Source organism: Mesorhizobium sp. CAU 1732, from assembly GCF_039888675.1.
Lineage (GTDB): Bacteria > Pseudomonadota > Alphaproteobacteria > Rhizobiales > Rhizobiaceae > Aerobium.
Genome location: NZ_JBDQQR010000001.1, coordinates 1,035,825 through 1,060,416, shown reverse-complemented (window position 1 = coordinate 1,060,416; position 24,592 = coordinate 1,035,825). Strand labels below are relative to the sequence as shown.

The window sequence follows — 24,592 nt, the reverse complement described above, 5'->3', positions numbered from 1 at the left end:
CAGATGTCCCGAAGTGCCGGCGTTGCCTCAACGGGACAGCGACTTGACGATTGCCTGCGAGCGGCTGTGGACGCCAAGTTTCTCAAAGACCGCCGACAACTGGTTTCGGACGGTCTTCTCGTGCTTACCAAGCTTTTCGGCGATCGTGCGGTTGTCGAGCCCTTCGGCAACGAGTTCCAGGATCGCGCTCTCGGCAGGCGTCAATCCGGCGTCGCGGACGGCCTGCGGCGGCTGTGCGGGCAGGTCCTGCCCAAGGAATGCCGCGAGTTCCGCGTGGAAGACGGCCCAGGCAGGCTCGTCGGGCAGGATGACGTGGTTCTTGCTCTCCAGAGGCACGAACCGTGCGCCCGGAATGGCGGCCGCAAGCTTGCAGCCCTCGTCGAAAGGCACGCGCATGTCGCCGCGGCAGTGCATGATCAGCGTCGGCACGTTCAATTGCGCGGCGAGGTCCAGCACGTCGATCCCCTGCATGTTGGACAGAAGCTCCGCCGCGACGTCTGCGGTGGCTGTCTCGCGTTCCAGATCACCCCACCAGAGATGCTGCTCCGGCGTGCCGTCCGGGATGAAGAGGTTGGTGAAAAACCGGCAGAACGCAGGATTGTCGCGGCCCCATCCGATGCGGATGAAATTGACCAGCGTCTCGGCTTCCAGCCGTTCGGCGTCGCTCTGCGCGCGTGTTCGCGCGCCCTGACAGTAGGCGTTGACGAGCACGAGATGCGAGACGCGCTCCGGGTGCATGAGCGCGAACACGATACCGAGCGCGCCGCCCTGCGAGAGGCCAAGGATTACGAAGCGCGGCTCCTCGATCGTTGCCGCGACGGCGGCGAGGTCGGCGTGCCAGGCATCGATCGTCAGGTCGGTGGCGTGGCGGTCCGACAGACCACAGCCGCGCGGGTCGTAGCGAACGAACCTATTGCGGGCCGAGAGTGCCTCCACCCATGGCCGCCAGACCGGACTTTCGAGATCGTAGTCGACATGGCTCAGCCAGTGCGCCGCGCGCAGGATCACCGGGCCTTTGCCGCATGAGGCAACGGCGATGCGGGTGCCGTCCGCAGAGGCGCAGAACCTTATCGTCTGGCGCAGTCCCATCGCGGAAGATTACAGCAGCCGCGAACCACGCGACAGATGGAAGTTTGAAGCCCGCCCTATCCTGCGAGGTCGCGATCCCGCTCCGTCTGCCTCTTTGGTTCGTTCGACGCCTGTTTTCCGGGAATTAAGGCGTTGACGGTCTTGCGCGGCGCAGACTAGCTTTAAGGTTTACCGAGAGAGCTCAAGATGTTCGCATCCATCATCATCGTAGAAAGCTGGCGCATGGCACCCTGACGGCACCAGCCCGATGCTCCATGCGCCCCCGACACGTTCGAGGGCTTTTTTTTTGCCTGAAATCCTGCTTCACCGAAACGGCGCCTCGAACAGACATGCAACAACCCCTGCACGCTCCCCGCCTGTCCACGCTGATCTTGATCTCGGCGCTTGGTATCCTGCCCATCACCATCTTCCTTCCGTCCCTGCCGAACATGGCGGCAGACTTCGGTGTGGATTACGGTTTGATCGGTATCGCGCTGGCCGCCTATGCCGCTGTTTCGGCATGTCTTCAGATCGTCATGGGGCCGTTGTCGGACAGGTTCGGAAGGCGCCCCGTTATTCTGTGGGGCCTGGCCATTTTCGTCGTTGCCACGATCGGATGCATCATTGCTCCGGACGTCTGGACCTTTCTTGCCTGCAGAATGATCCAGGCCACTATCGCGCCCACCTATGCGGTGTCGCTCGCAGTCATCCGCGATACGACCGGCAAGGAGGAGGCAGCCAGCAGGATCGGCTATGTGGCGATGGCGTGGGCCGTGGCTCCCATGCTTGGCCCGAGCCTGGGTGGTCTGCTTGACGAGGCCTTCGGGTGGCGGGCAAGCTTCTGGTTCCTCACCATATTCGGTGTCGGCGTGTTCGCCCTGTGCTGGGTCGATCTGCGCGAAACGAACCGAACCCCTTCAGGTACGATAGCTGAACAGTTCCGTGCCTATCCCGAGTTGCTCGGGTCCAAGCGGTTCTGGGCGTATGCCCTGTGCATGGCGTTTTCGGTCGGCGCGTTCTACGTCTTTCTCACTGGTGCGCCTCTTGCCGCAAGCTCCGCCTTTGGCCTCTCTCCGGCGATGCTCGGCCTCTACATGGGGTCGATCACCGCGGGCTTTATGTTGGGAAGTTTCCTGTCCGGACGCTTCGCGAGCCGGTATCCTCTGACGACGACGTTGATCGCGGGGCGCGTTATTGCCTGTGTCGGCCTTATGTTGGGCTTGGGCCTGCATTTCGCAGGCGTCGATCACGTTCTGGCTCTGTTTGGGCCCTGTCTGTTCGTTGGCGTGTCCAACGGTCTGACCATGCCGAGTGCGAATGCCGGCGCTATTTCGGTTCGACCCAAATTGATCGGCAGTGCGGCCGGGCTGGCGGGCGCGATATCCGTCGCCGGCGGTGCGACGATGTCGTCGATAGCAGGCGCTTTGTTGACGGAGCAGAACGCACGCCATGCCCTCCTGCTCGTCATGCTGGCGTCTGCGGTGATTGCGCTTGTCGCGGCGCTTTGGGCGCGCCGGCTGGAACGTGCCTCGGCTGAATGATCGTGTAACGCTTGCCGCGAAACGACACCCGCCCCATCCGTGCCCCACTCGGACGCTAACCGTCACCCTCCGCCCAAATGGACCGGAATTCAAAGGACGACGCATGCTCACAAACCTGACCGCCTTTCCGCCCACTCGGCTTGCGACCACAGTCGCCGGTGCGCTGTTTGCAGTCGCGCTTCTGGCCGGCTGCTCGCCTGCGGAAAAGGCGGCGGCAGAACAGCCCGCAACCGAAGAGAGCACCGCGCCAGCCGCCTCGAGCGGGGAGGCGGCCGGGGGCGATGGCTCGGACATCCAGCTCGATGAGTTGACACAGGGCGACATCGAGGGTGCAGCGCTCTCCGGCGAACTCGCATGCAGCTTCTCGACGGGGGACGGTGCGCCCATCCTGTTCGCCACCGGCATCGTGGCTTCGGACGAGCCGGCGCAGGGCGTCGTGAAGGTTTCGGGTTACGTGGAACGCATCGCCGCGCCCGGCGGCTTCAACGGGATCGCCGACGACCCCACCTTCACCGGTCAAGGCAAGACGATCGAGATCGCGCTTACCGGGCCGGCGTCCGGCGGCGGTGAATCCCCCCCACGTCCGGCGGACCTCACATACCAGCGGGCGGACGGCGCAAGCAGCACGCTAAGCGGGCGCTGGCAGTGCGGCCCATAAGGCTTCACGCATGAAAAAGTCGGCTTTTCCGCCTGCTTTCTATCTCGTCCGAGCGCCTACCTCAGTTCGACTTGATCGCCGTGACGCGCCCCTCCAGCCTGGGGTGGTAGGGCGCGTTACTGGCGAGGTATTCGGCGTTCATATTCCGGTTTCACGACAGACGACGACGCGCCAGCCATCCGGGTCCTCGTAGGTGAAGCTGCGCTCAAGCCAGTAGGGGTTTTCCGGGTCGACCGGCGTATAACCCATCCGCTGCATGCGGCTGTTCAGCCGGCCGTAGGCAGCAGGGTCCGTGACATAGAGGACGATGAGGTTGTCGAGGCTGGGAGCGGGGCAAGGGCTGCCTGCGCCGTGCTGGGTGAACTCAAGGTGCACGGCCTTTCCGGGCAGGCCAAGCATGATGCCGTCATAGCCGGCATGGGCATTGAAGCGGGCGAGTTCGGGCAGGCCGAGGCCATCGCGATAGAAGGCGATCACATCCGCGAGCTTGTCGGTCGGCCTCGCGATGCGCACCTGTACCGGCACCGCGTTTTCGCCAAGCGTGTAGCGGGTTTCCGCCATCTGATCGGGCTTGTTCATGGTGGTTTTCCTTTCCGTGAGATTTACGCGCCGGGCTGGGCCAGCCGCCACAGGCTCGGAGCTTGCATGACAAGAACCCCGGCGACGACAACGGCAGCGCCAATGAGACGCGGGATGGTGAGCGACCTGACTTCGAACCCCACCAGGCCGAAATAGTCGATGGCGAGCGAGGCAAGGACCTGACCCGCGATGACGGCGGTCATAAACCCGGCAGCGCCCAATCTGGGCGCCAGCATCAGGGCGGCGGTTATGTAGATGACGCCCACGACCCCGCCGACCCATATCCATCTGGGCTGGCTTGCAAGGCCGGCGAAAGACGGGCCTGACACCCGCAGCGCCAGCATGATCGGCAGGACGCAGATGGCGCTTACCGCCAGCGAGATCATCGTGGCCCAGAGCGGATGCCCCAAGGCCCGGCCGAGGGCCGCGTTGGCGCCGGCCTGCAACGGCACCAACGCCCCGGCCAACAGCGCCGCAAAAAACGTGACAGATTGCATTGGAAGGGCCTTTCTAAAACGTGTTGGCCTCCTTCCTAGCTATCCAAATGACTTATTTGAAATTCATCCTTTCCCTCATAATATGCACGACATGAATAATCTTCGCGGTATCGATCTCAATCTGCTCGTCATTCTCAATGCATTGCTGGTGGAGCGGCATGTGTCGCGCACGGCGCTGCGCCTGAATATGAGCCAGCCTGCGGTGAGCCATGCGCTCGCGCGCCTGCGGGCCCTGCTCGACGATCCGCTGTTTACCAGGCAGGGCGGCGGGCTGGTGCCGACCATAAGGGCCATGGAGCTATCCAGGCCACTGGATGAAGCGCTTTCCCAGATCCGCACCGTGCTGGGGCCTGACAGCTTCGAGCCCGGCCGCACACGCCATAGTTTCAGGCTGGCGATGTCCGATTACGGCGCGGAAATCGTCCTGCCAAAACTGATGCATGAGCTTCGGCGCTCGGCGCCGGATATCGATCTCACCGTCACGCAACTGAGCCGCGAGGGCATGATCGCCTCGGTCATGGACGGGGACATCGATCTGGCGCTGGGGGTGTTTCCATCACGGCCCGAGCAAATCCTTTGCGAGCTTCTGTTCGTCGACGACTACGCCTGCCTGGTCGACCGGGCGACACTTGCCCCATCGGCGCAGTCGATCGACCTGGACAACTATCTCGCCCGCCCTCACGCGCTGGTGGCCGTTCACGGCGAGGCAGCAACGGAAATCGATGAAGCGATCCATGCGGCGGGGTATGCCCGGCACGTCGCGTTGATCATGCCGCATTGGAGCGTCGCGCCAAAGACGATTCCGGGGACCGATCTGGTTTTGACCGTGGCGCGGAGCAGCCTGAAATCCTCCCTGGACGACGGGCGGCTGATCGTCGTTCCACCGCCGATCCAGCTTCCCACCATTCCCTTCAGCCAGATTTCGCACAACAGACGCCGGAGCGACCCCGCGCTGCGCTGGTTGCGGGAGATGATCGTCGCATCCTCGACCGCAGCGTAAAATCGATCGCCTGGGAAGAAGCCGGCGTCTCCGCCGGCTTCTTCATGTTCACCTGAGCCCCCTCAGTTCTTCGCGATCACCGTGATGCGGTCGTCGAGCTTGGGCTGGTACGGTGCGTTGTTGGCAAGGTATTCGGCGACGATTTCTTCCATGCCGGGGCCATAATCGTATGGGTCGATTGCTCCCGACGCGAAGAGAGCGTAGCCGTCGCCGCCCTTGCGCATGAAATCGTTGGTGCCGACGCCGTAGACCTTTTCGGGGTCGATCGGCACCCACTCCTCGCCTTCCTTGACCATCACGTCCTTCACGCGGCCCTGGTCCGGCGCGACATTCATGTCGAGCGTGTATTTCAGGCCGCCGACCTGCGGGAACTTGCCCGCGCCGTTCTCGACGTCGTTCACCGCCGCCTCGAGCGATCCGACGACGTCGGCGCCCTTGAGCTTCATGGTGGCAAGGGTATTCTGGAACGGCAGCACCGACAGCACGTCGCCCACGGTCGCCATGCCCTGGTCGATCGAGGCACGCAGGCCGCCGCCGTTCTGGATGGCGATGGTGACGCCCTGGTCGGCCGTGCGCGCGAGGATAGCGTCGGTGACGAGCACGCCCATCTGACACTCCTGCGCGCGGCAGGTTTCGCGGCTGCCGTCGATCGGGGCCGCCACCTCGCCGACCTCTGTCGCCTTCATGGTCTCGATCGGACCGGCGAGTTCGGCAATGCGTGCCTCGATCTCGGCGTCGGGCTCGATGGAGGCATCGAGAATGCGCGTGTCGCCGGTCGCCTCTGCCACGTAACCGTCTTCGTCGAAGGTCAGCGACAGGTCGCCGAGATGCTTCGAATAGGCACCGGCCTGGACGATCGGCACGGCCTTGCCGGCCGGGTTCTCGACCATCGTCGCGTAGGCAGGCGCGCCCTCTTCGGTATTGGACAGAAGCGTGTGGCTGTGGCCGCCGATGATGGCGGAGATGCCCTCGACCTGCGCTGCAATTTCCTGATCGCGCGGGAAGCCGACATGCGACAGCAACAGCACCTTGTTGACGCCTTCGGCGCGGATGCGGGTCACCGCCTCCTTGAGGTATTCGATGTCGTCGCCGATCGTGACGTTCCGGCCGGGCGAGGAAATGTTGGCGGTGTCGGGCGTCAGCACCGACAGGACGCCGACCTTCTCGCCGCCGACATCGAGGATCGCCCATTCGTCGATCTTGCCGGCGAGTTTCTCGCCGTCGGCGACCTTGGTGTTGCCCGAGATGACCGGGAACTCGACGAGATCGATGAAATCGGCCAGCACGTCGGGACCGTTGTCGAACTCGTGATTGCCGACGGCCATAAGATCGAAGCCGATCTTGTTCATGAACTCGCCTTCCGCCTTGCCGCGGTAGGTGGTGTAGAACAACGAGCCCTGGAACTGGTCGCCTGCGTCGAGCGTGATCACGTTCTCGCCCGCGTCCTCGATCTCCTTGCGGCGCTCCCAGATCTTGGTCGCCAGGCGGCCGAAGCCGCCAAAACACTTGTTCTCGCCTTCATCCTCCACCGAGCAGGTCGAATTGAAGGCACTGATCGATTCGACGCGCGAGTGCATGTCGTTGATGTGCAGCACGTTCAGCTTGAACGCGCCCTGCGCGTGCGCTGCCGTCATCGAGAAATGCGCGGCCGAGGCTCCGCCCGTCACGACCATGCTCGCGCCGGCCAGTTGCAGGAACCGCCTGCGGCCCATCACGCCCGATGCGGCAATCCCGCTTTCGATATCCTTCTTCGCCATGTAGTGCCTCCTGTTCAGGCTTGTTTTCGTTCCCCGCGATCCACGGGTTCGCTACCCGTATGACCCGTGCTCCATGATCGCTTGATGAATGTTCACGTCCTCTGACCGATTGGTCAAGGAATAACCTTGCCCGGCTGCCGCACACGGCCAGCGCCGCTGGCCCATCGGGCAGAGCATGACGCAGGCGCAAAGCGCTGCTAAAGCTTGGCGACACTCTTCGTATTCGAGGCTCGCATTTCATGTTGAAGACCCCTTACCTCCTCTTCCTCGGCGACGCGCCGGACCAGCTCGCGGCGAAAGTCGCGCAGGGAATCAAGGACTGGAGGCCGGAATTTTCTCTGGGACAGCTCAAGCTGCCCGGCTGCAAGGCCGATCTCGGCCTGCCCGACATGACGATCGCCGAGGCGAAGGCTGCCGGCGCGCAGACGCTCGTCGTCGGCGCTGCCAATCGCGGCGGCGTCATCTCGGATGCGTGGATCGCGACGCTGGTCGAGGCGATCGAGGCCGGCATGGATATCGCTTCGGGCCTGCACAATCTGTTGCGCGACAGAAAGGAACTCGTCGATGCGGCCACGAAGGCCGGCGTGGAACTCTTTGACGTCCGCGTGCCGACGGTCGAATACCCCATCGCGGACGGCAAAAGGCGCGCCGGCAAGCGCTGCCTCGCAGTCGGCACGGACTGCTCGGTCGGCAAGATGTACACAGCGCTGGCCATGGAAAAGGACATGCGCGAACGCGGCATGAAGGCGACGTTCCGCGCCACCGGCCAGACCGGCATCCTGATCACCGGTTCGGGTGTGCCGCTCGACGCCGTGGTTGCCGACTTCATGGCCGGCAGCGTCGAATGGCTCACGCCCGACAACGACGCCGACCACTGGGATCTGATTGAGGGCCAGGGCAGCCTGTTCCACCCCTCCTATTCAGGCGTCACGCTCGCGCTGGTGCATGGCGGGCAGGCCGATGCGCTGGTCCTGTGCCACGAGCCGACACGCACGCATATGCGCGGTCTGCCGCATTACCAGCTTCCCTCGCTCGAAACGCTGCGCGACACGGCGCTGGAGATGGCGCGGATCGTCAACCCGGACGTCAAGGTGATCGGCATTTCCGTCAACACCGCCGGAATGAGCGCTGATGACGCGAAGGCCTATCTCGCAGATGTCGAGATGCGGATGGGGTTGCCGGCGATCGACCCGTTCCGTGATGGAGCGGGAAGGCTGGTGGACGCCCTGGACGCCTGAGGCTTTATTCCTCCGGTTCGGTCGTGAACAGCAGCGGAAAGCCCTGTTCGCGGCCGGCATCCGTCGCGCGGGTGGCCTTGGTCTCGGCCACGTCTCTCGGGTAGACCGAAACCACGCAAACACCCTTCTGGTGCGCAGTGATCATCACGCGGCTTGCCTGATCCTCGCTGAGGGCGAACTCGCCCTTCAGCACGGTGACGACGAATTCACGCGGCGTGAAGTCGTCATTGACCAAAATCACCTTGTGCAGTTTCGGCCGTTCGACCTTCGGCTTGAGGGCCGTCTTCCGCTTCGTGGAGGTGTCATTCATCGTATCAGTATATCGCTCCCGTGCGCCGGTTTCCATCGGGGTTTGAGCAGGGTGTGCCCGCTCAAAGCTGCGATTCGATCGGCAGCCAGGTGACGATGGCGGCGATCACGCGCCGCGTCAGTCCCGCTTTCGGTTCACGGTCATAGGTGGTCATGACGCCTTCCGCCTCCCCCTCCCAGCGCAATGCGCCGTCGTGGGTGAGGTGCACGCGATAGCTCATCTGCGGGCCCGTCTCCTCGGCAAACAGGTCTTTCATCTCGCCCACCAGCCCGTGCGCCACGAAGAGCACGCCCATCTCGGTATTCAGGGATATGGAGCGGGGATCGAAATTGAACGAGCCCACGAAGCCCGTATCGTCGTCCACGGTGAACGCCTTGGTGTGTAGGCTGGCGCCGCGCGATCCGAACAGCGACATGTCCGATTTGTTCAGGAACGGCTGAAGCTCGTATAGCCTTACGCCACCTGCCAGCAGCGCCGAACGATACGGTGCGTAGCCGCCGTGCACGGCGGCTACGTCGTTTGCAGCCAGCGAATTCGTCAGCACCGCCACGTCGATGCCGGCCTTGGTCATACGCGTCAGCCGGGAGACGCCTTCGTTTCCGGGAACGAAATAGGGCGACACGATCTCGACTGATCGGTCGGCGGACGCCAGGATCGGCGTCAGCGTCGACATGATCCAGTTCTCGGAGCCGCGCCCGATCGCCTTTTCAGGCGGATCAAAGACGATCCGCGCATCGCCCGTCCAATGCGTCGTCAGATTGGCGTCGAGCATGGCGGGCAGCGAGATGCGCTCCAGCACGCGCTCCAGATACGGCTTCGCGTTCGCCGAGATGGACAGGCTGAGGAGGCTTCGCCGCAACTGGCGCAGCTTGCCCCTGCGCCGCACCGCCAGCGCGGTGATCGGCATCGAGACCGTGGCGTTCCAGAATGCGTCGAACACCTTTTCCGTCTGCCCGACCACCGGGCCGACCATCGTCAGATCGATGTCACGGAAATTGGATTTCTCGCCCGCGTCAAAATATTCGTCACCGATGTTGCGGCCGCCGACGATCGCCAGCCTTCCGTCGGCGATCCACGCCTTGTTGTGCATGCGCCGTGTCGTGCTGAAGGCACGCAGCACCATTTCGATGCCGCGGCGCAGGCCGGCATCGCGCGCACGGCTCGGATTGAACAGGCGCACCGAAATGTTCGGGTGCGTATCGAGCGCGAGATAGGCACGATCGCGGCCGCGCGTGTTGATGTCGTCGATCAGCAGGCGCACCCGTACGCCGCGATCCGCCGCCTGAACGATTTCATGCGTGAGAAGCCGGCCTGTGAGATCAGGCTTCCAGTAATAGTACATCAGATCGAGGCTGCGCCCCGCCGTGCGGGCCGCGAGCGCGCGGATCGCGAATGCGTCGAGATTTTCCGAGATCATCGTGAGGCCGCTCTTGCCCTGCTGCGCCTCGACGCGCGGCCCGATCTCGGTGTCGAGCAATGTGACCGGCGGATGAGTGGCAAGCGCATAAGACTTCGGCGCCCGCGCCCGTCGTGCGAAGTGTCCATAGGACAGGACCGCGAGAAATGACGCTGCGGCAAATATCGCCGCGAAGACGATCAGATATACGATGAAAGACATTGCCGGAACCAGGATACTGCTCGTGCGCGATCATAGGCACTGCGGCCGGCTTGCCAAGCGCGACGACGGCGCAGCGCCGCGTTGAGGAAATCACCGAACGAGACGCTTGTCTTTCGCCCGCAATGAAGCTATCACGCGCTCACTTTTGGGCCGCCCTGTGGCGGACCGGTCGCCGCTTTAGCTCAGTTGGTAGAGCATCGCATTCGTAATGCGGAGGTCGTCAGTTCGAGTCTGACAAGCGGCACCATTTCCTTCCCGCATACATCGTCGCAAGCAACCTGCCGTCTCGACTCGAGCGTCAGGGGATTGTGGCCAATTGCACGACACGTCGCCAGCAACGTCGCATCGATGAACGAAGTTGCTCAAACAATGCTCTTTGCAGAGCAATATTTCGCTGGACCCCGACGCTACGCAACAAGCGTATCGGAGCATGTGTACTGTCACCGCAAACATGCGAGACTGAGCGTTTTATGCCAACGAACACATACGCTTACGGTGAGTAAGCATCGCGCTGTTAAAGCCGCGAAATCGGCGCTTTTCAAACACGATCCCCTCACTTAAGGTGCCGTCCCAATCGTGGGCGGGCTCATGGCCTTCACGGGGAACGGAACAACAATCAAAAAGATTGGGAGCTACAATGCGTAAACTTCTTCTCACCGCGAGCGTACTCGCGCTCGGCGCAATGACTATGCCTGCGTCGGCCGAAACCGTCCGCTGGGCCCGCAACTCGGACGCGCTGACGCTGGATCCGCATTCGCAGAACCAGGGCACGACCCATACCTTCATCCACCACATCTACGAGACACTGGTCGACCGCGACGTCGAGGGCACCCTCATTCCGCGCCTCGCCACCGAGTGGGCCGTGAAGGAAGATGATCCGACGGTCTGGGTCTTCAAGCTGCGCGAAGGCGTGAAGTTCCATGACGGCGCCGACTTCACCGCGGAAGACGTTGTCTTCTCGCTGGACCGCGCCCGCTCCGACAAGTCGAACATGAGGCAGTTGCATTCGTCCGTCGACAGCGTCACCGCGATCGACGACTACACGGTCGAAGTGAAGATGACCGGCCCGTCGCCGCTTTATCCCAACAACATGACCAACACGTTCATGATGGACAAGACCTGGACCGAGGCGAACAACGCCGTAACCGTTCAGGAAGCCGGTTCGCAGGACGACAATTATGCCGTCCGCAACACCAACGGCACCGGTCCTTACGTTCTGGAGTCGCGTGACCCTGACGTCCGTTCGGTCATGAAGATCAACGAGGATCACTGGGCCGAGACGAAGCCTGCCGTGACCGAGATCATCTACCTGCCCATCGCCGACAACGCGACGCGCGTCGCCGCGCTCTTGTCCGGCGAAGTCGACATCGTTCAGGACGTGCCGGTTCAGGACGTCGAGCGCCTCGGCGGCACCGACGGCGTCAAGGTCACGACCGGCCCCGAAAACCGCATCATCTATTTCGGTTACAAGATGGGCGAGGAGCCGCTGAAATCCTCCAACGTCACCGACAAGAACCCGATCGCCGATCCCAAGGTGCGTGAAGCCATGCATCTCGCCATCGACCGCAACGCGATCAAGCAGGTCGTGATGCGCGGACAGTCGGTCCCGAGCGGCGTTGCGACCCCGCCCTTCGTCAATGGCTGGACGCCAGAGCTCGACGCCTACCCGGAGAAGGCTGATGTCGAAGGCGCCAAGGCGCTGCTCGCCGAGGCCGGCTATCCAGACGGCTTCACCGTCACGCTCGACACGCCGAACAACCGCTATGTCAACGACGAGGCGATCAGCCAGGCAGTCGTCGGCATGCTCGGCCAGATCGGCATCAAGGTGACGCTCGCCTCGCGTCCGATCGCTCAGCACTCGCCGCTGATCCAGAACTCCGACACGGACTTCTACCTGCTCGGCTGGGGTGTTCCGACCTTCGATTCGGCATACATCTTCAACGATCTGATCCACACCAATGAAGGCGATTTCGGCGCCTACAATCCGGGTGGCTACAGCAATCCGGAGCTGGATGCGAAGATCCAGTCGCTCGCTACGGAAGTGGATATCGAGAAGCGTGACGCCACGATCGCCGAGATCTGGGCAACCGTGCAGGAAGACCGCGTTCTCCTGCCGATCCACAATCAGGTGCTCGCTTACGCGATGAAGGACAAGTACCAGTTGGACGTCCATCCGGAGAACCAGCCGCGCATGTACGAAGTCACCATCAGCGAGTAAGCTCGCCAATATCGACGGCCCGCCCTGCGTTTATTTGCGCGGCGGGCCGTTTTCGATAGAGTTCATCCTTATTGCCTTCCCGGCCTGTCTTTCGCGTCACGCGAAACGGGTCATCGTGAAGCATTGCATTGCCCGTTTGCCATAGGCCGGGACATGCGCCCTTACGGGGACCACAGCCATGCTTGCCTTTATTCTACGGCGGCTCGCCCAGTCCATCGTCGTGATGGCGGTCGTCGCGCTCATCGCCTTCATGCTGTTCCGCTATGTCGGTGATCCGGTTGCCAATCTGGTCGGCCAGGAAGCCCGCATGTCCGACATCGAGGCCCTGCGCGATCGCCTCGGACTGAATGACCCGTTCTACGTCCAGTTCGGCCGCTTTATCGGCAACGCGCTGCAATTCGAGTTCGGCATCTCCTACAGGCTGCAGCAGCCGGTCAGCGAATTGATCGTGTCGCGGCTGCCGGCGACCATCGAACTCGCCTTCGCATCGGCGCTCATCGCGCTGGTGTTCGGTGTGACGCTCGGTGTTCTCACCGCGCTGCGCCCCAAGAGCGCGACGACCGCCGTCATCATGACGCTCTCGCTCGTCGGCGTGTCGCTGCCGACCTTCCTGATCGGCATCGGCCTGATCTACGTCTTCGCGGTTGAACTCCAATGGCTCCCGTCATTCGGACGCGGGTCGGTCGTCGACCTCGGCTGGTGGCGAACGGGATTGCTCACCGAATCCGGCCTGCGTTCGCTGGTGCTGCCCGCGATCACGCTGTCGCTGTTCCAGCTCACGCTGATCATGCGTCTGGTGCGGGCCGAAATGCTGGAGGTGCTGCGCGCCGACTACATCCGGTTCGCCAAGGCACGCGGCCTGTCGCAGCGGGCGATCAATTTCGGCCACGCGCTGAAGAACACGCTGGTGCCTGTCATCACGATCACCGGCCTGCAACTCGGCTCGGTCATCGCATTCTCGATCGTCACGGAGACCGTGTTCCAGTGGCCGGGCGTCGGCTCGCTGTTCATCGCATCGGTGCAGGTGGTCGATGTGCCGGTGATGGCCGCCTACCTGATGTTCATCGCTTTCGTCTTCGTCGTCATCAATCTGATCGTCGACATCCTCTACTACGCCGTCGATCCGCGCCTGCGCGTTCAGGCCATCGGCTCGGGGAAGTAATCATGACCCAATCGACAGAAACCACCGAAGCGGTCCTGCCGCCGAAACCACCCGGCCTTGCCTGGCGCATCTGGGACTCGGATATCGCCTATTCGTTCAGGCACTCGCCGGTGACCATCGTCGCCGCGATCGTGACCCTGCTCCTGGTGGGGGCGGCAGTCTTCGCGCCGTGGATCGCACCCTACAATCCCTTCAATCCCGCGAGCCTCAACCTGATGGACGGTTTCACGCCGCCCAATCAGAGTTCGATGATGGGCAACTACTTCCTGCTCGGCAGCGACAATCAGGGGCGCGACGTCCTGTCGACCATCCTGTACGGCAGCCGCGTGTCGCTCTTCGTCGGCGTCTCCGCGACGTTGTTCGCGATGGCGATGGGCGTGTCGCTGGGCCTTACGGCCGGCTATCTGGGCGGCACGACCGATTCCGTCATCATGCGCGTCGCCGACATCCAGCTCTCCTTTCCCGCGATCCTCATCGCGCTGCTGATCTTCGGCATCGCGCGCGGCATCATCCCGCCCTCGCAGCAGGAGAGCATGGCCGTCTATGTGCTCATCATCGCCATCGGCCTGTCGAATTGGGCGCAGTTCGCGCGCACCGTGCGCGGCGCGACGATGGTCGAACGGCAGAAGGACTACGTGTCCGCCGCCCGCATCATGGGCGTGCATCCGCTGGCGATCCTCATCAAGCATGTCCTGCCCAACGTGACCGGACCGGTTCTCGTCATCGGCACGATCGGCCTGGCCCTCGCCATCATCGAGGAGGCCACGCTGTCGTTCCTCGGCGTCGGCGTCCCGCCGACACAGCCCTCGCTCGGCACGCTGATCCGCATCGGCCAGCAGTTCCTGTTCTCGGGCGAATGGTGGATCCTGTTCTTCCCGGCAGTCACCCTCATCATCCTCGCGCTTGCCGTGAATCTGCTCGGCGACTGGCTGCGCGATGCGCTCAACCCGAAGCTGAGGTAGGACGATGACCGAACCCATTCTTTCGGTCAAAGACCTGACCGTCCAGTTCCCGACGCGACGCGGCGTACTGACCGCGATCGACCGCATCTCGTTCGACATCATGCCGGGCGAAGTGCTCGGCGTGGTCGGCGAGTCCGGTGCCGGCAAGTCGATGACGAGCGCTGCCGTGATCGGCCTGATAGACCCGCCCGGCCGCATCGCCGGCGGCGAGATCAGGCTCTCGGGCGAACGCATCGACAACCTTCCTGAAAAGGGTCTGCGCAAGATACGCGGCAAGCGCATCGGGGTGATCTTCCAGGATCCGCTGACGTCGCTGAACCCGCTCTACACGGTTGCCGAACAACTGGTCGAGACGATCCAGACGCACCTTCCGCTCAACCATGCCGAAGCGCGCAAGCGTGCCGTCGGCCTGTTGGACGAAGTCGGCATTCCCGCAGCCGAGCGGCGCATCGACGACTATCCGCACCAGTTCTCGGGCGGCATGCGGCAGCGCGTCGTCATCGCGCTGGCGCTCTGCGCGGAGCCGGATCTCGTCATCGCCGACGAGCCTACGACCGCACTCGACGTGTCCGTCCAGGCGCAGATCATCGACGTCATGAAGAAGCTCTGCGCCGAACGCGGCGCGGCGATCATGCTGATCACGCACGATATGGGCGTCATCGCCGAGACCGCCGACCGCGTGGCGGTGATGTATGCCGGCCGCATCGCCGAAATCGGCCCGGTCCGCGACGTCATCCGCAATGCCAAACACCCCTACACCAAGGGCCTGATGGGCTCGATCCCGACGCTGGCGAGCGAACTCGACCGTCTCGTCCAGATCCCCGGCTCCATGCCGCGGCTGTCGGCGATCCCGCGTGGCTGCGCCTTCAACCCACGTTGCCCGGAGGCGTTCGCGCGCTGCTTCATCGAGCGTCCGGACCCGATCGACGTCGACGACCAAAAGGTCGCCTGCTGGCTTTACGATCGAAAGGAGGTCGCGGCATGAGCACGCCTCTTCTCGACGTTCGCAATTTGTCGCGGCGCTTCGACGTGTCGAAACCGTGGCTCAATCGCGTGATCGAACGCACCGACAAGGTCTATCTCAAGGCCGTCGACAACGTCTCCTTCACAATCGACAAGGGCGAGACCTTCGCGCTCGTGGGTGAATCCGGCTCAGGCAAATCCACGATCGCCCGGCTGATCGTCGGCCTGCTTGAAGCCAGCGAGGGCGACATCCTGTTCGAGGGCAAGTCGCTCAAGGCCGGCCTCAAGGGCGCCGAGGCGCGTCGTCTGCGCCGCAAGTTCCAGATGATCTTCCAGGATCCGTTCGCGAGCCTCAATGCGCGCTGGCGGGTGTCCGACATCATCGCCGAGCCGTTGAAGGTCTTCGAGCGCTCGATGAGTTCGTTCGACCGGCGCAAGCGGGTGGGCGAACTGCTCGAACTCGTCGGCATGTCCGCGGAAGACGGCATCAAATTCCCGCACCAGTTCTCCGGCGGCCAGCGCCAGCGCATCGCGATCGCGCGCGCGCTCGCCTCGAAGCCGGAATTCATCGTCTGCGACGAACCGACCTCCGCGCTCGACGTGTCCGTGCAGGCGCAAATCCTCAACCTGATGAAGGATCTACAGACCGAATTCGGCCTGACCTATCTCTTCATCAGCCACGATTTGTCGGTGGTCCGTCACATGGCGAACCGCATCGGCGTGCTCTATCTCGGGCGGCTTGCCGAAGTGTCGGAATCGAAGACGCTGTTCCGCGAACCGAAGCATCCTTATACGCGCATGCTTCTGGACGCGGTGCCCGACCTGGAGATGAGCGGACGCAAGCGCAAGAAGGTCGAGGGCGAGATTCCGAACCCGATCGATCCGCCGTCCGGCTGCGCCTTTCATCCGCGCTGTCCGTTCATTTTCGAGCGGTGCCCCAGGGAGATTCCCGCGCTTCTGCCCAACGGGATCAGCGCGACGGCTTGCCACGCGGTCGAGGAAAGGCGAATCTAAAGCATGTCGCCCAAAAGTGTGTAGCGGTTTTGGGATAACGACATACGCAAAACAGGAAGCAAAGCGGGATGCGGCGGTGGCCGCATTCCAACCACGACTGCGAGGGAGATGATGCAAATGGCTGATAAAAGCTGGGTCGACGAGGTGCTGGGGTTCTGGTTCGGCGAACTCACGAAAGAGGATTGGTATGCGGGAGAGGCGAGCGTCGATGAGAAAATCCGCTCCCGGTTCCTGAGCCTCTACGAAGAACTCAAAGGCAGCTTCAAGATCGACGAGGTCGATGACGCGCGCACGGCGCTGGCAGCCACGATCGTGTTCGATCAGTTTCCGCGCAACATGTTCCGCAAGTCTGCGGCTGCCTTCGGCACCGACGACATCGCGATCGGGATAGCACGTCGCGCCGTCGAGCATGATTTCGGCAACGGCATGAGCCCGGAGGAAAAGCAGTTCCTCTACATGCCGTTCATGCATTCGGAAGTGTCTGCCGATCAGGAGCGCTGCGTCGATCTCTTCCGCATGCTCGGAAACGAAGACGGCCTGAAATACGCGATCGAGCACAGGGATATCGTCGCCGCCTATGGCCGGTTCCCGCATCGCAACCGCGTACTGGGACGCGAAAGCACAAGCGCCGAGACCGAATTCCTGAAGGGTCATGCCGGCTACGGCCAGTAAGCATGTATGGGGTGCGGGTTGCATTGCCCAGCACACTTGCACCCGCTGCGCTTGTCGCCATACTTAGGTAGATGCGGATCGGGCCTTTGCTACGGTCGTTCCGCATTTACAATGTCATCTCTGCGGCCAAACAACAATCAACCGCGCAGGACCGACAAACAATCGAGGGAGGGCTCCGTGGCCAAGACACCGGCAAAGAACGCGTCCAGCAAAAAGACGACCGCAACCACCAAGGAACCGGAAGCGAAGCCGGCCAAGGCAGCAACCAAGCCCGCAACTGTGAAGACTGCGCCGAAAGCCCCAGCGGCGAAGGCAGCGACCAAGGCTGCGCCAGCGAAGTCCGCCGCCAAGCCCGCAGTGTCCGTGAAGGTAGCATCAAAGCCGGCTGTAAAGGCCGCCGCCGCAAAGCCCGCGGCGAAAGCTGCTCCCGCCAAGAGCGCAGCGCCTGCCAAGACCACAGCCGCCAAAGCTCCAGCCAAGGCAGCATCTCCCGCCAAGGCGCCTGCGAAGGCGCTCGCAAAAAGCGCGGCGGCATCTGCCAAGGCGCCGGTTGCCAAGTCACCCGCAAAGCCGGCGGCGTCCAAGCCCGCCGCAAAACCTGCCGCCGCCAAGGCGGGCGCGAAGCCCGTAGCGGCGAAAGCTGCCGCCAAGGCATCGTCGCCCAAGGCGAGCACCAAGGCCACTGCCAAGCCGCTCAAGGCTCTTGCAGCCACCGCACAGCCCGTCTCCGCGACGGCGGACGCAACACCGGCACCTGCAAAGCCGGCGACACCGAAGGCGGCTACCGCGAAGTCAGCCCCTGCGAAGGCTGGCGCGAAGCCGTGGCTTGCCAGCTATCCCGCTGCCGTCAAGCACGAGATCGCGCCGCTCGAGGATGCATCCATCGGCGACATGATGGTCAAGGCGTGCCGCAGCTACGCTACGCGTCCGGCCTTTACCTGCATGGGCAAGACGCTGACCTTCGGCGAACTCGAAGACGCGTCGAAGCACTTCGCCGCCTATCTTCAGTCGAAAGGCATCAAGAAGGGCGCGCGCGTCGCGATCATGATGCCGAACGTGCTTCAGTATCCGATAGCCATGATGGCGGCGCTGCGCGCGGGGTATACGGTCGTCAACGTCAACCCGCTCTACACGCCGCGTGAACTCGAGCACCAGCTCAAGGATTCCGGCGCCGAGGCGATCGTCATTCTCGAAAACTTCGCGACGACGCTGCAGACGGTCATCAAGAACACGCAGGTCAAGCACGTGGTCGTCGCCGCGCTGGGCGACATGCTCGGTCTCAAGGGCATGATCGTCAATCTCGTCGTGCGCCGCGTGAAGAAGATGGTGCCGGCCTGGTCGCTGCCGGGCCACGTCAGGTTCAACGCAGCGCTCAAGGAAGGGCGTTCCAAGAGCTTCCGCAAGGTCGACGTCGCCCAGGACGACATCGCGTTCCTGCAATATACGGGCGGCACGACGGGCGTTTCGAAGGGCGCGGTCCTGCTTCACAGCAACGTCCTGGCCAATGTCGCGCAGAACGCGCTCTGGGTCGAAAGCGCCTATGTGAAACGGCCGAAGCCGGCAGCGCTCGTCTATGTCTGCGCATTGCCGCTCTACCACATCTACGCGCTCACGGTGAACGCGCTGATGGGCATGCAACAGGGTGCTCAGAACATCCTGATCACCAACCCGCGTGACATCCCTGCCTTCGTGAAGGAACTGGGGGCCTACAAGGTCAACGTCTTCCCGGGCCTGAACACGCTCTTCAACGCTCTGCTCAACAACGAGGATTTCCAGAAGCTCGATTTCAAGCCTCTGCTCCTGACCTTCGGCGGCGGCATGGCTATTCAAAAGGGCGTGGCGGAACGCTGGAAGAAGCTGACCGGCATCGTCATCTCGGAAGGCTACGGCCTCTCCGAAACGTCGCCTGTCGCGACCGCCAATCCCTTCGACGCGGACGAGTTCTCCGGCACGATCGGCATGCCGCTGCCTTCGACCGAAGTCGCCATCCGCGATGATGACAACAAGGATGTGGCGCTCGGTGAAGTCGGCGAAGTCCTGATCCGCGGACCGCAAGTCATGGCCGGCTATTGGAACAGGCCCGACGAGACCGCCAAGGTCATGACCAAGGACGGCTACTTCAAATCGGGCGACATGGGCTTCATGGATGCCCGCGGCCACATCAAGATCGTCGACCGCAAGAAGGACATGATCCTCGTCTCCGGCTTCAACGTCTATCCCAACGAGATCGAGGACGTCATCGCCATGCACCCCGGCGTGCTCGAGGTCGCAGCGATCGGCGTGCCGGACGAAAAGTCCGGCGAAGTGCCGAAGGTGTTCATCGTCAAGAAAGACGACAAGCTGACCGAGAAGGACGTTCTGGACTTCTGCAAGGACAAGCTGACGGCCTACAAGCGGCCGAAGAAGGTGGAATTCCGCAAGGAACTGCCGAAGACCAATGTCGGCAAGATCCTGCGGCGCGAACTGCGGTAGTTCACCTGCTTTAACCAGACGAAATGAGACGGCCCGCCACGCGCGGGCCGTTTTTCGTTTGCTCTACCGCTGCTGCAACGCGAGGCGAAGGCCGAGCCCGAGATAGACCGCACCGACGACCTTGCCCTGCCAGCGCCAGATCGCGGCGTTGCGGCGCAGGAAGCCCGTCAGGGCACCGGCGCCGAACGCGATCAGCGCGGTGTAGGCGGCGCTCATGGCCACGAAGACGAGACCCAGCGTCGCAAGCTGCAAGACGGGCGAGCCATTCTGCGGGTGGACGAACTGCGGCAGGAAGGCGAGGAAGAACAAGGCCGTCTTCGGGTTCAGAACCTCGGCCAGCATGGCCTGGCGGAACGCCTTTGCCCCGGTGATGGCGCGTACCGACGGCATGTCGAGAGGCTCAGGCTTCTCCAGGATCGCGCGGACGCCGAGATAGACGAGGTAGGCGACGCCGGCATATTTGACGATCGAAAACGCCAGCGCCGACGTCATCAGGATGGCCGACAGGCCGACCGTGGCCATGATCGTGTGAACGAGGTCTCCCGCCGCGATTCCAAAACCGGTCGCGAGACCGATGCGCGGTCCGCCGCTTGCGGCGCGGGCGACCGTGAGGAGAACGGCAGGGCCGGGAATGAGGAAAAGTCCCAGCACAACGACCATGTAGGTGGCGAGGGTGGCTGCGTCGATCATCGGTTTTCTCCAGCTAAAGAAAACTGTAAACGCAGCTTGCCCGGGCTCTGTCCAGCCCCTTTTCGCCGAGGCCTATTGTGCCGACAGATAGTCCGGCAGGTCCGCGATCGAGTCGAGCACGACGTCGGCGAGCGGTGACAGCGTCTCGCGCGTGCCGGTTCCCGACAGCACGCCGACAGCCAGCCCGACCCCGCCTGCCCGCGCCATTTCGAGGTCGTGCCGGTTGTCGCCCACCATGGCGAGTTGCGCGGGCTTGAGGCCTGTCAGGTCGCAGAATGCGTACACCGTGTCGGGCGCCGGCTTCGGGTTTGCGACGGCATCATATCCGTAAGCCGCATCGAACATCTGCGCGATGCCGAGCACCGACAGCGTGCGTTCCGCACCGCCGGTCGAATCGTTGGTGGCGACGCCCAGCTTCAGACCGGCCGCATGAAGCTTCGTCAGCGCATCGCGGGTGCCCGACAGCACGACCGACTTCGACGCGCCCTCCTCCGCCGTGAAGCGGTCGAACGCGTTGATGATCTCCTGGCGCGGCGACGGCGCCAGATGCGGATACCAGAGCGTCACGATGTCGGCATTGGTTCCGGCCGCGAAGACCGAGTCGGCGCGAAAACGATGCGCCACAAAGTCGAAACCTGCCGCATCGAGCAGGTCGTTGGCCCGGTCGCGATCGCCGTCGGCGGCACGCAGCGCGAGAATGTCGCCGATCGCGAACCACGTCGCGTGAAAGTCGACAAGCGTTCCATCCTTGTCGAACAGGATGCCTTTGATATCGGCCAATTGGTTGCCCCGGTTCTAGAGTAGGTCGCGCATATGTCGCACGAGGCCCATGGTGGAGGAGTCGCGGCCTGCGCCATCATCCTTCCCTTCGACGACAGGGAGAAGACCGGTCGCCAGTTCCTTGCCCAGTTCGACGCCCCACTGATCGAAGGCGTTGATGCCGTATAGCTGGGCTTCGACGAAGACGCGATGTTCGTAGAGCGCGATCAACCGCCCGAGCGTTTCGGGATCAAGCGTGCGATAGAGCAGCGTCACCGACGGACGGTTGCCGGTGAAGACGCGGTGCAGCGCGATCTCGTCGACCGCCTCGGGGGCCATGCCCTTGGCGCGCATCTGCGCCTTCGCCTCTTCGAGGGTGCGGCCTTTCATCAGGGCCTCGGACTGCGCGAAGCAGTTGGCGAGCAGGAGGTCGTGGTGGACGCGCAAATCCGGTTCGTGGCTCCTCGCCGCGACCAGAAATTCGACCGGGATCACGTCGGTGCCCTGGTGGAGAAGCTGGAAGAAGGCGTGCTGGCCATTCGTGCCCGGCTCGCCCCAGACCAGCGGACCGGTCGGCGATGTGACCGTCGATCCGTCGATCGTCACGCCCTTGCCGTTCGATTCCATATCCAGTTGCTGGAGGTAGGCCGGCAGCCGCGACAGGCGCTGGTCGTACGGGATGACCGCGCGCGCCGGGTAGCCGCACACCACGCGGTGCCAGTAGCCGATCAGCCCCATCATCGCCGGCAGGTTCTGCGCCAGCGGCGCGGTCTGGAAATGGACGTCCATCGCATGGGCGCCGGCGAGGAAGTCGTGAAAATTGGCGGGCCCGACCGCGATCATGACCGGCAGTCCGATCGCCGACCAGAGTGAATAGCGGCCCCCGACCCAGTCCCAGAATCCGAAGACCCGGTCGCGCGGGATGCCGAACGCATCGACCTTGTCGAGCGCCGTGGAGACAGCCGCGAAATGCGCCGGAACCGCGTCCGCGCCGAGCTTGCCGGCGATCCAGCGGCGCGCCGTCTGCGCGTTGGTCATGGTCTCGATCGTGGTGAAGGTCTTCGACGCGATGATGAAGAGCGTCGTCTCCGGGTCCAGCGTCTTCAGCGTATCGGCAATGTGCGCGCTATCGACATTCGACACGTAGTGCGCGCGCGGGCCGTCGTGGAACGGTGAGAGCGCAAGCGTCGCCATGGCCGGGCCGAGATCCGAGCCGCCGATCCCGATATTGACGATATCCGTGATGGCCTTGCCGGTCGCGCCCGCGATCGTGCCGGAGCGCACGCCATCGGCAAACGCCGCCATCGCGTCGAGCACCAGGCGCACGTCGCCCATCACGTCGACACCGTCGACGATCACGGGGCGGCCCGACTGGTTGCGCAGCGCCACATGCAGGACTGCACGATCTTCCGTCGTATTGATCTTCTCGCCGGAAAACATGGCGGCGCGGCGCTCTTCCACGCCCGCCGCATGCGCCAGCGTCTCCAGCAGACCGACCGTCTCGGCCGTCACCGCGCATTTGGAGAAGTCGAACAGCAGATCGCCAAGGCTGATCGACAGTTCGTCGAACCTGCCTGCATCGGTGGCGAATGCCGCGCGCATGTCGAACGGTGCCGCTGCCTCGCGATGAGCCTTCAGCGCATCGAGCGCCGCGCCGAAACTCGTCTTGTCCATGTCGATCTCCGCACTCTTTCGATGCTGCCGCCGCGGCGGGAGTCTTAATCCCGCGCGGCAAGGAGGTTCAAGGCCTCAAATGGCCCAAGCGACGAATGATCACTGGCACACATTGGTATGATCAAATTATTTCATTGGCGCAAATGATTGGACCAGTCTTGAATGCGTTACGCCAGAGACCGCGAGTCCCGGCAGTTCCTGGGAGCCACACAATGCCCACACGCACCGACCCGGCAATATGGTCCGGCCTCTTCCGGATTTCCGCGGATTCCGGCCAGACGCTCCAGGCGCAAATCCGACAGGCGATCGTGGCGGCGATCCTCGATCGGCAGATCGCGGCGTCGATGCCCCTGCCGTCCTGCCGCATCCTGGCCGAGAAGCTCGGCGTCGCGCGCGGCACCGTCGTGCTGGCTTTCCAGCAGCTCGTCGACCAGGGTTTCCTCATCGCCAAGGAGCGGCGCGGGCATTTCGTCAATCCCGAAGTGCTCGCCACGCCCGGGCGCATGCGCGAGGCGGCAAACCGCGAGCCGGTCTCCACGATCGACTGGAAGGCGCGCCGCCAGATCGCCGCAAGCGACATGCCGGAGCCGACCAAGCAGGAGAACTGGATCAAGTCGTCCTATCCGTTCGTCTACGGACAGTTCGACCCTGCCCTGTTCCCCACCGCCGAGTGGCGCGAGTGCAACCGCATGGCGCTGGCCGTTCTGGAAATCCGCAACTGGGCGGCCGACATGGTCGATCGGGACGATCCGCTGCTCATCGAGCAGATCCAGGCCCGCCTACTCCCCCGGCGCGGCATCTTCGCCAATCCCGACGAGATCATCGTGACGCTGGGCGCGCAAAACGCGCTCTACATGCTCGCCACATTGTTGATGACCAAGGGCTCGCGCGTCGCGATGGAAGATCCCGGCTATCCGGACGCCCGCTCGATCTTCCGCCTCGCAGGTGCGGACGTCGTGCCGGTCAAGGTCGACAAGGACGGCATCGACACGTCGGCGATCCCTGCCGATTGCGGTTTCGTGTTCGTCACGCCGAACCACCACTGCCCGACGATGGTCGCGCTGAGCGACGCCCGCCGGAAACACCTGATCGCGGAAGCCGAGAAGCACGACCGCATCATCATCGAGGACGGCTATGACAGCCAGCTCGTGGATGAAGCGCCGCAGCAGGCGCTGCGCGGCATGGATCGCTCGGGCCGTGTCGTCTATGTCGGCTCGCTGTCGAAGACGCTCGCACCGGGCCTGCGGCTCGGTTACATCGTGGCGTCGGCGGGCCTCATCTCCGAACTGCGCGCACTGCGCCGCTTCATGCTGCGCCACCCGCCCGCGAACAACCAGCGCGCGGTCGCGCTGTTCCTATCGCTCGGCCATCACGAAGCCCTGGTGCGCAAGCTGTCGGCAGCCTTTACCGAGCGCCGCAAGCGGCTGGCTCAGGCCGTGGATGCCTTCCTGCCCGAATGGAGCACAGGCGATTCCGTGGGCGGTACATCGGTGTGGCTGGAAGGCCCGCAAGGCGCTGACGGCGCCGCGCTTGCCGAAGCGGCCGCCGCGCGCAGCGTGCTGATCGAGCCCGGCGCGCGCTTCTTCGACCGGCCGGAAAAGAACGGCCGCTTCCTGCGGCTCGGCATCTCGTCGATCGCGCTCCAGCACATCGAGCCGGGCATTCGCGAGCTCGCCACGGCGGCGGGCCGCAGGCCTGCGGCTGCGTGATCAGCGGTTGAGCCAGCCGCCCCGGCTGGCT

The 24,592-nt window shown here is 63.6% G+C and carries 21 protein-coding genes and 1 tRNA gene; 13 read left to right on the top strand and 9 right to left on the bottom strand.

The window, feature by feature from the left end; all coding sequences use genetic code 11:
* Positions 1 to 27: 27 nt before the first annotated feature.
* Positions 28 to 1,089, bottom strand: coding sequence for an alpha/beta fold hydrolase (locus AAFN55_RS05240; protein ID WP_347797815.1), 1,062 nt, complete (start codon positions 1,087 to 1,089; stop codon positions 28 to 30).
* A gap of 329 nt (positions 1,090 to 1,418) precedes the next feature.
* Here AAFN55_RS05240 and AAFN55_RS05235 point away from each other — a divergent pair, with 329 nt between their 5' ends.
* On the top strand, positions 1,419 to 2,609 hold the full coding sequence (locus AAFN55_RS05235; protein ID WP_347797814.1) for a multidrug effflux MFS transporter: 1,191 nt from the start codon (positions 1,419 to 1,421) through the stop codon (positions 2,607 to 2,609).
* Positions 2,610 to 2,712: 103 nt separating this feature from the next.
* Complete coding sequence (locus tag AAFN55_RS05230) at positions 2,713 to 3,267, top strand: hypothetical protein (RefSeq protein ID WP_347797813.1); 555 nt, start codon at positions 2,713 to 2,715, stop codon at positions 3,265 to 3,267.
* 138 nt (positions 3,268 to 3,405) lie between these two features.
* On the opposite strand, the gene AAFN55_RS05225 is transcribed toward AAFN55_RS05230, so the two are convergent.
* Together AAFN55_RS05225 and AAFN55_RS05220 are read right to left on the bottom strand one after the other, a co-directional pair.
* The gene (locus tag AAFN55_RS05225) at positions 3,406 to 3,846 is read right to left on the bottom strand and encodes a VOC family protein (RefSeq protein WP_347797812.1); all 441 of its coding nucleotides are present in this window, start codon (positions 3,844 to 3,846) and stop codon (positions 3,406 to 3,408) included.
* Between the two features lie 23 nt (positions 3,847 to 3,869).
* Positions 3,870 to 4,298: a DMT family transporter gene (locus AAFN55_RS05220; protein ID WP_347797811.1), complete on the bottom strand. Its 429-nt coding sequence runs from the start codon at positions 4,296 to 4,298 to the stop codon at positions 3,870 to 3,872.
* Here AAFN55_RS05220 and AAFN55_RS05215 point away from each other — a divergent pair.
* Complete coding sequence (locus tag AAFN55_RS05215) at positions 4,207 to 5,343, top strand: LysR substrate-binding domain-containing protein (RefSeq protein WP_347797810.1); 1,137 nt, start codon at positions 4,207 to 4,209, stop codon at positions 5,341 to 5,343. The genes AAFN55_RS05220 and AAFN55_RS05215 overlap by 92 nt on opposite strands.
* Before the next feature lie 62 nt (positions 5,344 to 5,405).
* Here AAFN55_RS05215 and AAFN55_RS05210 read toward each other — a convergent pair whose 3' ends face one another.
* Positions 5,406 to 7,100 (bottom strand): bifunctional UDP-sugar hydrolase/5'-nucleotidase, encoded by a 1,695-nt coding sequence (locus tag AAFN55_RS05210; RefSeq protein ID WP_347797809.1) that lies wholly within the window; start codon positions 7,098 to 7,100, stop codon positions 5,406 to 5,408.
* 239 nt (positions 7,101 to 7,339) lie between these two features.
* Between AAFN55_RS05210 and dgcN the strand changes: the two genes are divergently transcribed.
* On the top strand, positions 7,340 to 8,338 hold the full coding sequence (gene dgcN, locus AAFN55_RS05205; RefSeq protein WP_347797808.1) for an N-acetyltransferase DgcN: 999 nt from the start codon (positions 7,340 to 7,342) through the stop codon (positions 8,336 to 8,338).
* Positions 8,339 to 8,342: 4 nt separating this feature from the next.
* On the opposite strand, the gene clpS is transcribed toward dgcN, so the two are convergent.
* Both clpS and AAFN55_RS05195 read right to left on the bottom strand, forming a co-directional pair.
* Complete coding sequence (gene clpS, locus AAFN55_RS05200; RefSeq protein WP_347797807.1) at positions 8,343 to 8,648, bottom strand: ATP-dependent Clp protease adapter ClpS; 306 nt, start codon at positions 8,646 to 8,648, stop codon at positions 8,343 to 8,345.
* 61 nt (positions 8,649 to 8,709) lie between these two features.
* Positions 8,710 to 10,266, bottom strand: a complete 1,557-nt coding sequence (locus AAFN55_RS05195; protein WP_347797806.1) for a phospholipase D family protein — start codon at positions 10,264 to 10,266, stop codon at positions 8,710 to 8,712.
* 171 nt (positions 10,267 to 10,437) lie between these two features.
* On the opposite strand from AAFN55_RS05195, the gene AAFN55_RS05190 reads away from it, so the two are divergent.
* The 8 genes from AAFN55_RS05190 to AAFN55_RS05155 all read left to right on the top strand — a co-directional run bounded on the left by AAFN55_RS05190 (position 10,438) and on the right by AAFN55_RS05155 (position 19,729).
* Positions 10,438 to 10,513, top strand: a tRNA-Thr gene (locus AAFN55_RS05190).
* Positions 10,514 to 10,903: 390 nt separating this feature from the next.
* A complete protein-coding gene (locus AAFN55_RS05185) occupies positions 10,904 to 12,484 on the top strand; it encodes an ABC transporter substrate-binding protein (RefSeq protein ID WP_347797805.1) in 1,581 nt (526 codons plus the stop codon).
* Between the two features lie 178 nt (positions 12,485 to 12,662).
* On the top strand, positions 12,663 to 13,646 hold the full coding sequence (locus AAFN55_RS05180) for an ABC transporter permease (RefSeq protein WP_347797804.1): 984 nt from the start codon (positions 12,663 to 12,665) through the stop codon (positions 13,644 to 13,646).
* Between the two features lie 2 nt (positions 13,647 to 13,648).
* Positions 13,649 to 14,608: an ABC transporter permease gene (locus tag AAFN55_RS05175; protein WP_347797803.1), complete on the top strand. Its 960-nt coding sequence runs from the start codon at positions 13,649 to 13,651 to the stop codon at positions 14,606 to 14,608.
* Positions 14,609 to 14,612: 4 nt separating this feature from the next.
* On the top strand, positions 14,613 to 15,593 hold the full coding sequence (locus AAFN55_RS05170) for an ABC transporter ATP-binding protein (RefSeq protein WP_347797802.1): 981 nt from the start codon (positions 14,613 to 14,615) through the stop codon (positions 15,591 to 15,593).
* Positions 15,590 to 16,585, top strand: a complete 996-nt coding sequence (locus AAFN55_RS05165; protein ID WP_347797801.1) for an oligopeptide/dipeptide ABC transporter ATP-binding protein — start codon at positions 15,590 to 15,592, stop codon at positions 16,583 to 16,585. Before AAFN55_RS05170 ends, AAFN55_RS05165 begins: the two co-directional genes overlap by 4 nt.
* A gap of 117 nt (positions 16,586 to 16,702) precedes the next feature.
* Entirely contained in the window at positions 16,703 to 17,257 is a 555-nt protein-coding gene (locus tag AAFN55_RS05160) for a DUF924 family protein (RefSeq protein ID WP_347797800.1), read from the top strand.
* A 177-nt stretch (positions 17,258 to 17,434) separates the two neighbouring features.
* Positions 17,435 to 19,729 carry a long-chain-fatty-acid--CoA ligase gene (locus AAFN55_RS05155; RefSeq protein WP_347797799.1) on the top strand — a complete coding sequence of 765 codons (2,295 nt, stop codon included), beginning with the start codon at positions 17,435 to 17,437 and terminating at the stop codon, positions 19,727 to 19,729.
* Between the two features lie 63 nt (positions 19,730 to 19,792).
* On the opposite strand, the gene AAFN55_RS05150 is transcribed toward AAFN55_RS05155, so the two are convergent.
* The 3 genes from AAFN55_RS05150 to pgi all read right to left on the bottom strand — a co-directional run bounded on the left by AAFN55_RS05150 (position 19,793) and on the right by pgi (position 22,852).
* Positions 19,793 to 20,419, bottom strand: coding sequence for a LysE family translocator (locus AAFN55_RS05150; RefSeq protein WP_347797798.1), 627 nt, complete (start codon positions 20,417 to 20,419; stop codon positions 19,793 to 19,795).
* 72 nt (positions 20,420 to 20,491) lie between these two features.
* Positions 20,492 to 21,199 (bottom strand): HAD family hydrolase, encoded by a 708-nt coding sequence (locus AAFN55_RS05145; protein WP_347797797.1) that lies wholly within the window; start codon positions 21,197 to 21,199, stop codon positions 20,492 to 20,494.
* A 15-nt stretch (positions 21,200 to 21,214) separates the two neighbouring features.
* Entirely contained in the window at positions 21,215 to 22,852 is a 1,638-nt protein-coding gene (pgi, locus tag AAFN55_RS05140; protein ID WP_347797796.1) for a glucose-6-phosphate isomerase, read from the bottom strand.
* 212 nt (positions 22,853 to 23,064) lie between these two features.
* Between pgi and AAFN55_RS05135 the strand changes: the two genes are divergently transcribed.
* A complete protein-coding gene (locus AAFN55_RS05135; protein ID WP_347797795.1) occupies positions 23,065 to 24,561 on the top strand; it encodes a PLP-dependent aminotransferase family protein in 1,497 nt (498 codons plus the stop codon).
* Positions 24,562 to 24,592 lie beyond the last annotated feature (31 nt).

Bases quoted from the DNA above. Each gene is read 5' to 3' on its own strand.
- dgcN (WP_347797808.1), top strand. From the start codon at position 7,340: ATGTTGAAGACCCCTTACCTCCTCTTCCTCGGCGACGCGCCGGACCAG.
- AAFN55_RS05230 (WP_347797813.1), top strand. From the start codon at position 2,713: ATGCTCACAAACCTGACCGCCTTTCCGCCCACTCGGCTTGCGACCACA.
- AAFN55_RS05225 (WP_347797812.1), bottom strand. From the start codon at position 3,846: ATGAACAAGCCCGATCAGATGGCGGAAACCCGCTACACGCTTGGCGAA.
- AAFN55_RS05135 (WP_347797795.1), top strand. From the start codon at position 23,065: ATGCCCACACGCACCGACCCGGCAATATGGTCCGGCCTCTTCCGGATT.
- AAFN55_RS05235 (WP_347797814.1), top strand. From the start codon at position 1,419: ATGCAACAACCCCTGCACGCTCCCCGCCTGTCCACGCTGATCTTGATC.
- clpS (WP_347797807.1), bottom strand. From the start codon at position 8,648: ATGAATGACACCTCCACGAAGCGGAAGACGGCCCTCAAGCCGAAGGTC.
- AAFN55_RS05210 (WP_347797809.1), bottom strand. From the start codon at position 7,100: ATGGCGAAGAAGGATATCGAAAGCGGGATTGCCGCATCGGGCGTGATG.
- AAFN55_RS05240 (WP_347797815.1), bottom strand. From the start codon at position 1,089: ATGGGACTGCGCCAGACGATAAGGTTCTGCGCCTCTGCGGACGGCACC.
- AAFN55_RS05160 (WP_347797800.1), top strand. From the start codon at position 16,703: ATGGCTGATAAAAGCTGGGTCGACGAGGTGCTGGGGTTCTGGTTCGGC.
- AAFN55_RS05150 (WP_347797798.1), bottom strand. From the start codon at position 20,419: ATGATCGACGCAGCCACCCTCGCCACCTACATGGTCGTTGTGCTGGGA.
- AAFN55_RS05215 (WP_347797810.1), top strand. From the start codon at position 4,207: ATGGCGCTTACCGCCAGCGAGATCATCGTGGCCCAGAGCGGATGCCCC.
- AAFN55_RS05180 (WP_347797804.1), top strand. From the start codon at position 12,663: ATGCTTGCCTTTATTCTACGGCGGCTCGCCCAGTCCATCGTCGTGATG.
- pgi (WP_347797796.1), bottom strand. From the start codon at position 22,852: ATGGACAAGACGAGTTTCGGCGCGGCGCTCGATGCGCTGAAGGCTCAT.
- AAFN55_RS05195 (WP_347797806.1), bottom strand. From the start codon at position 10,266: ATGTCTTTCATCGTATATCTGATCGTCTTCGCGGCGATATTTGCCGCA.
- AAFN55_RS05170 (WP_347797802.1), top strand. From the start codon at position 14,613: ATGACCGAACCCATTCTTTCGGTCAAAGACCTGACCGTCCAGTTCCCG.
- AAFN55_RS05175 (WP_347797803.1), top strand. From the start codon at position 13,649: ATGACCCAATCGACAGAAACCACCGAAGCGGTCCTGCCGCCGAAACCA.
- AAFN55_RS05185 (WP_347797805.1), top strand. From the start codon at position 10,904: ATGCGTAAACTTCTTCTCACCGCGAGCGTACTCGCGCTCGGCGCAATG.
- AAFN55_RS05165 (WP_347797801.1), top strand. From the start codon at position 15,590: ATGAGCACGCCTCTTCTCGACGTTCGCAATTTGTCGCGGCGCTTCGAC.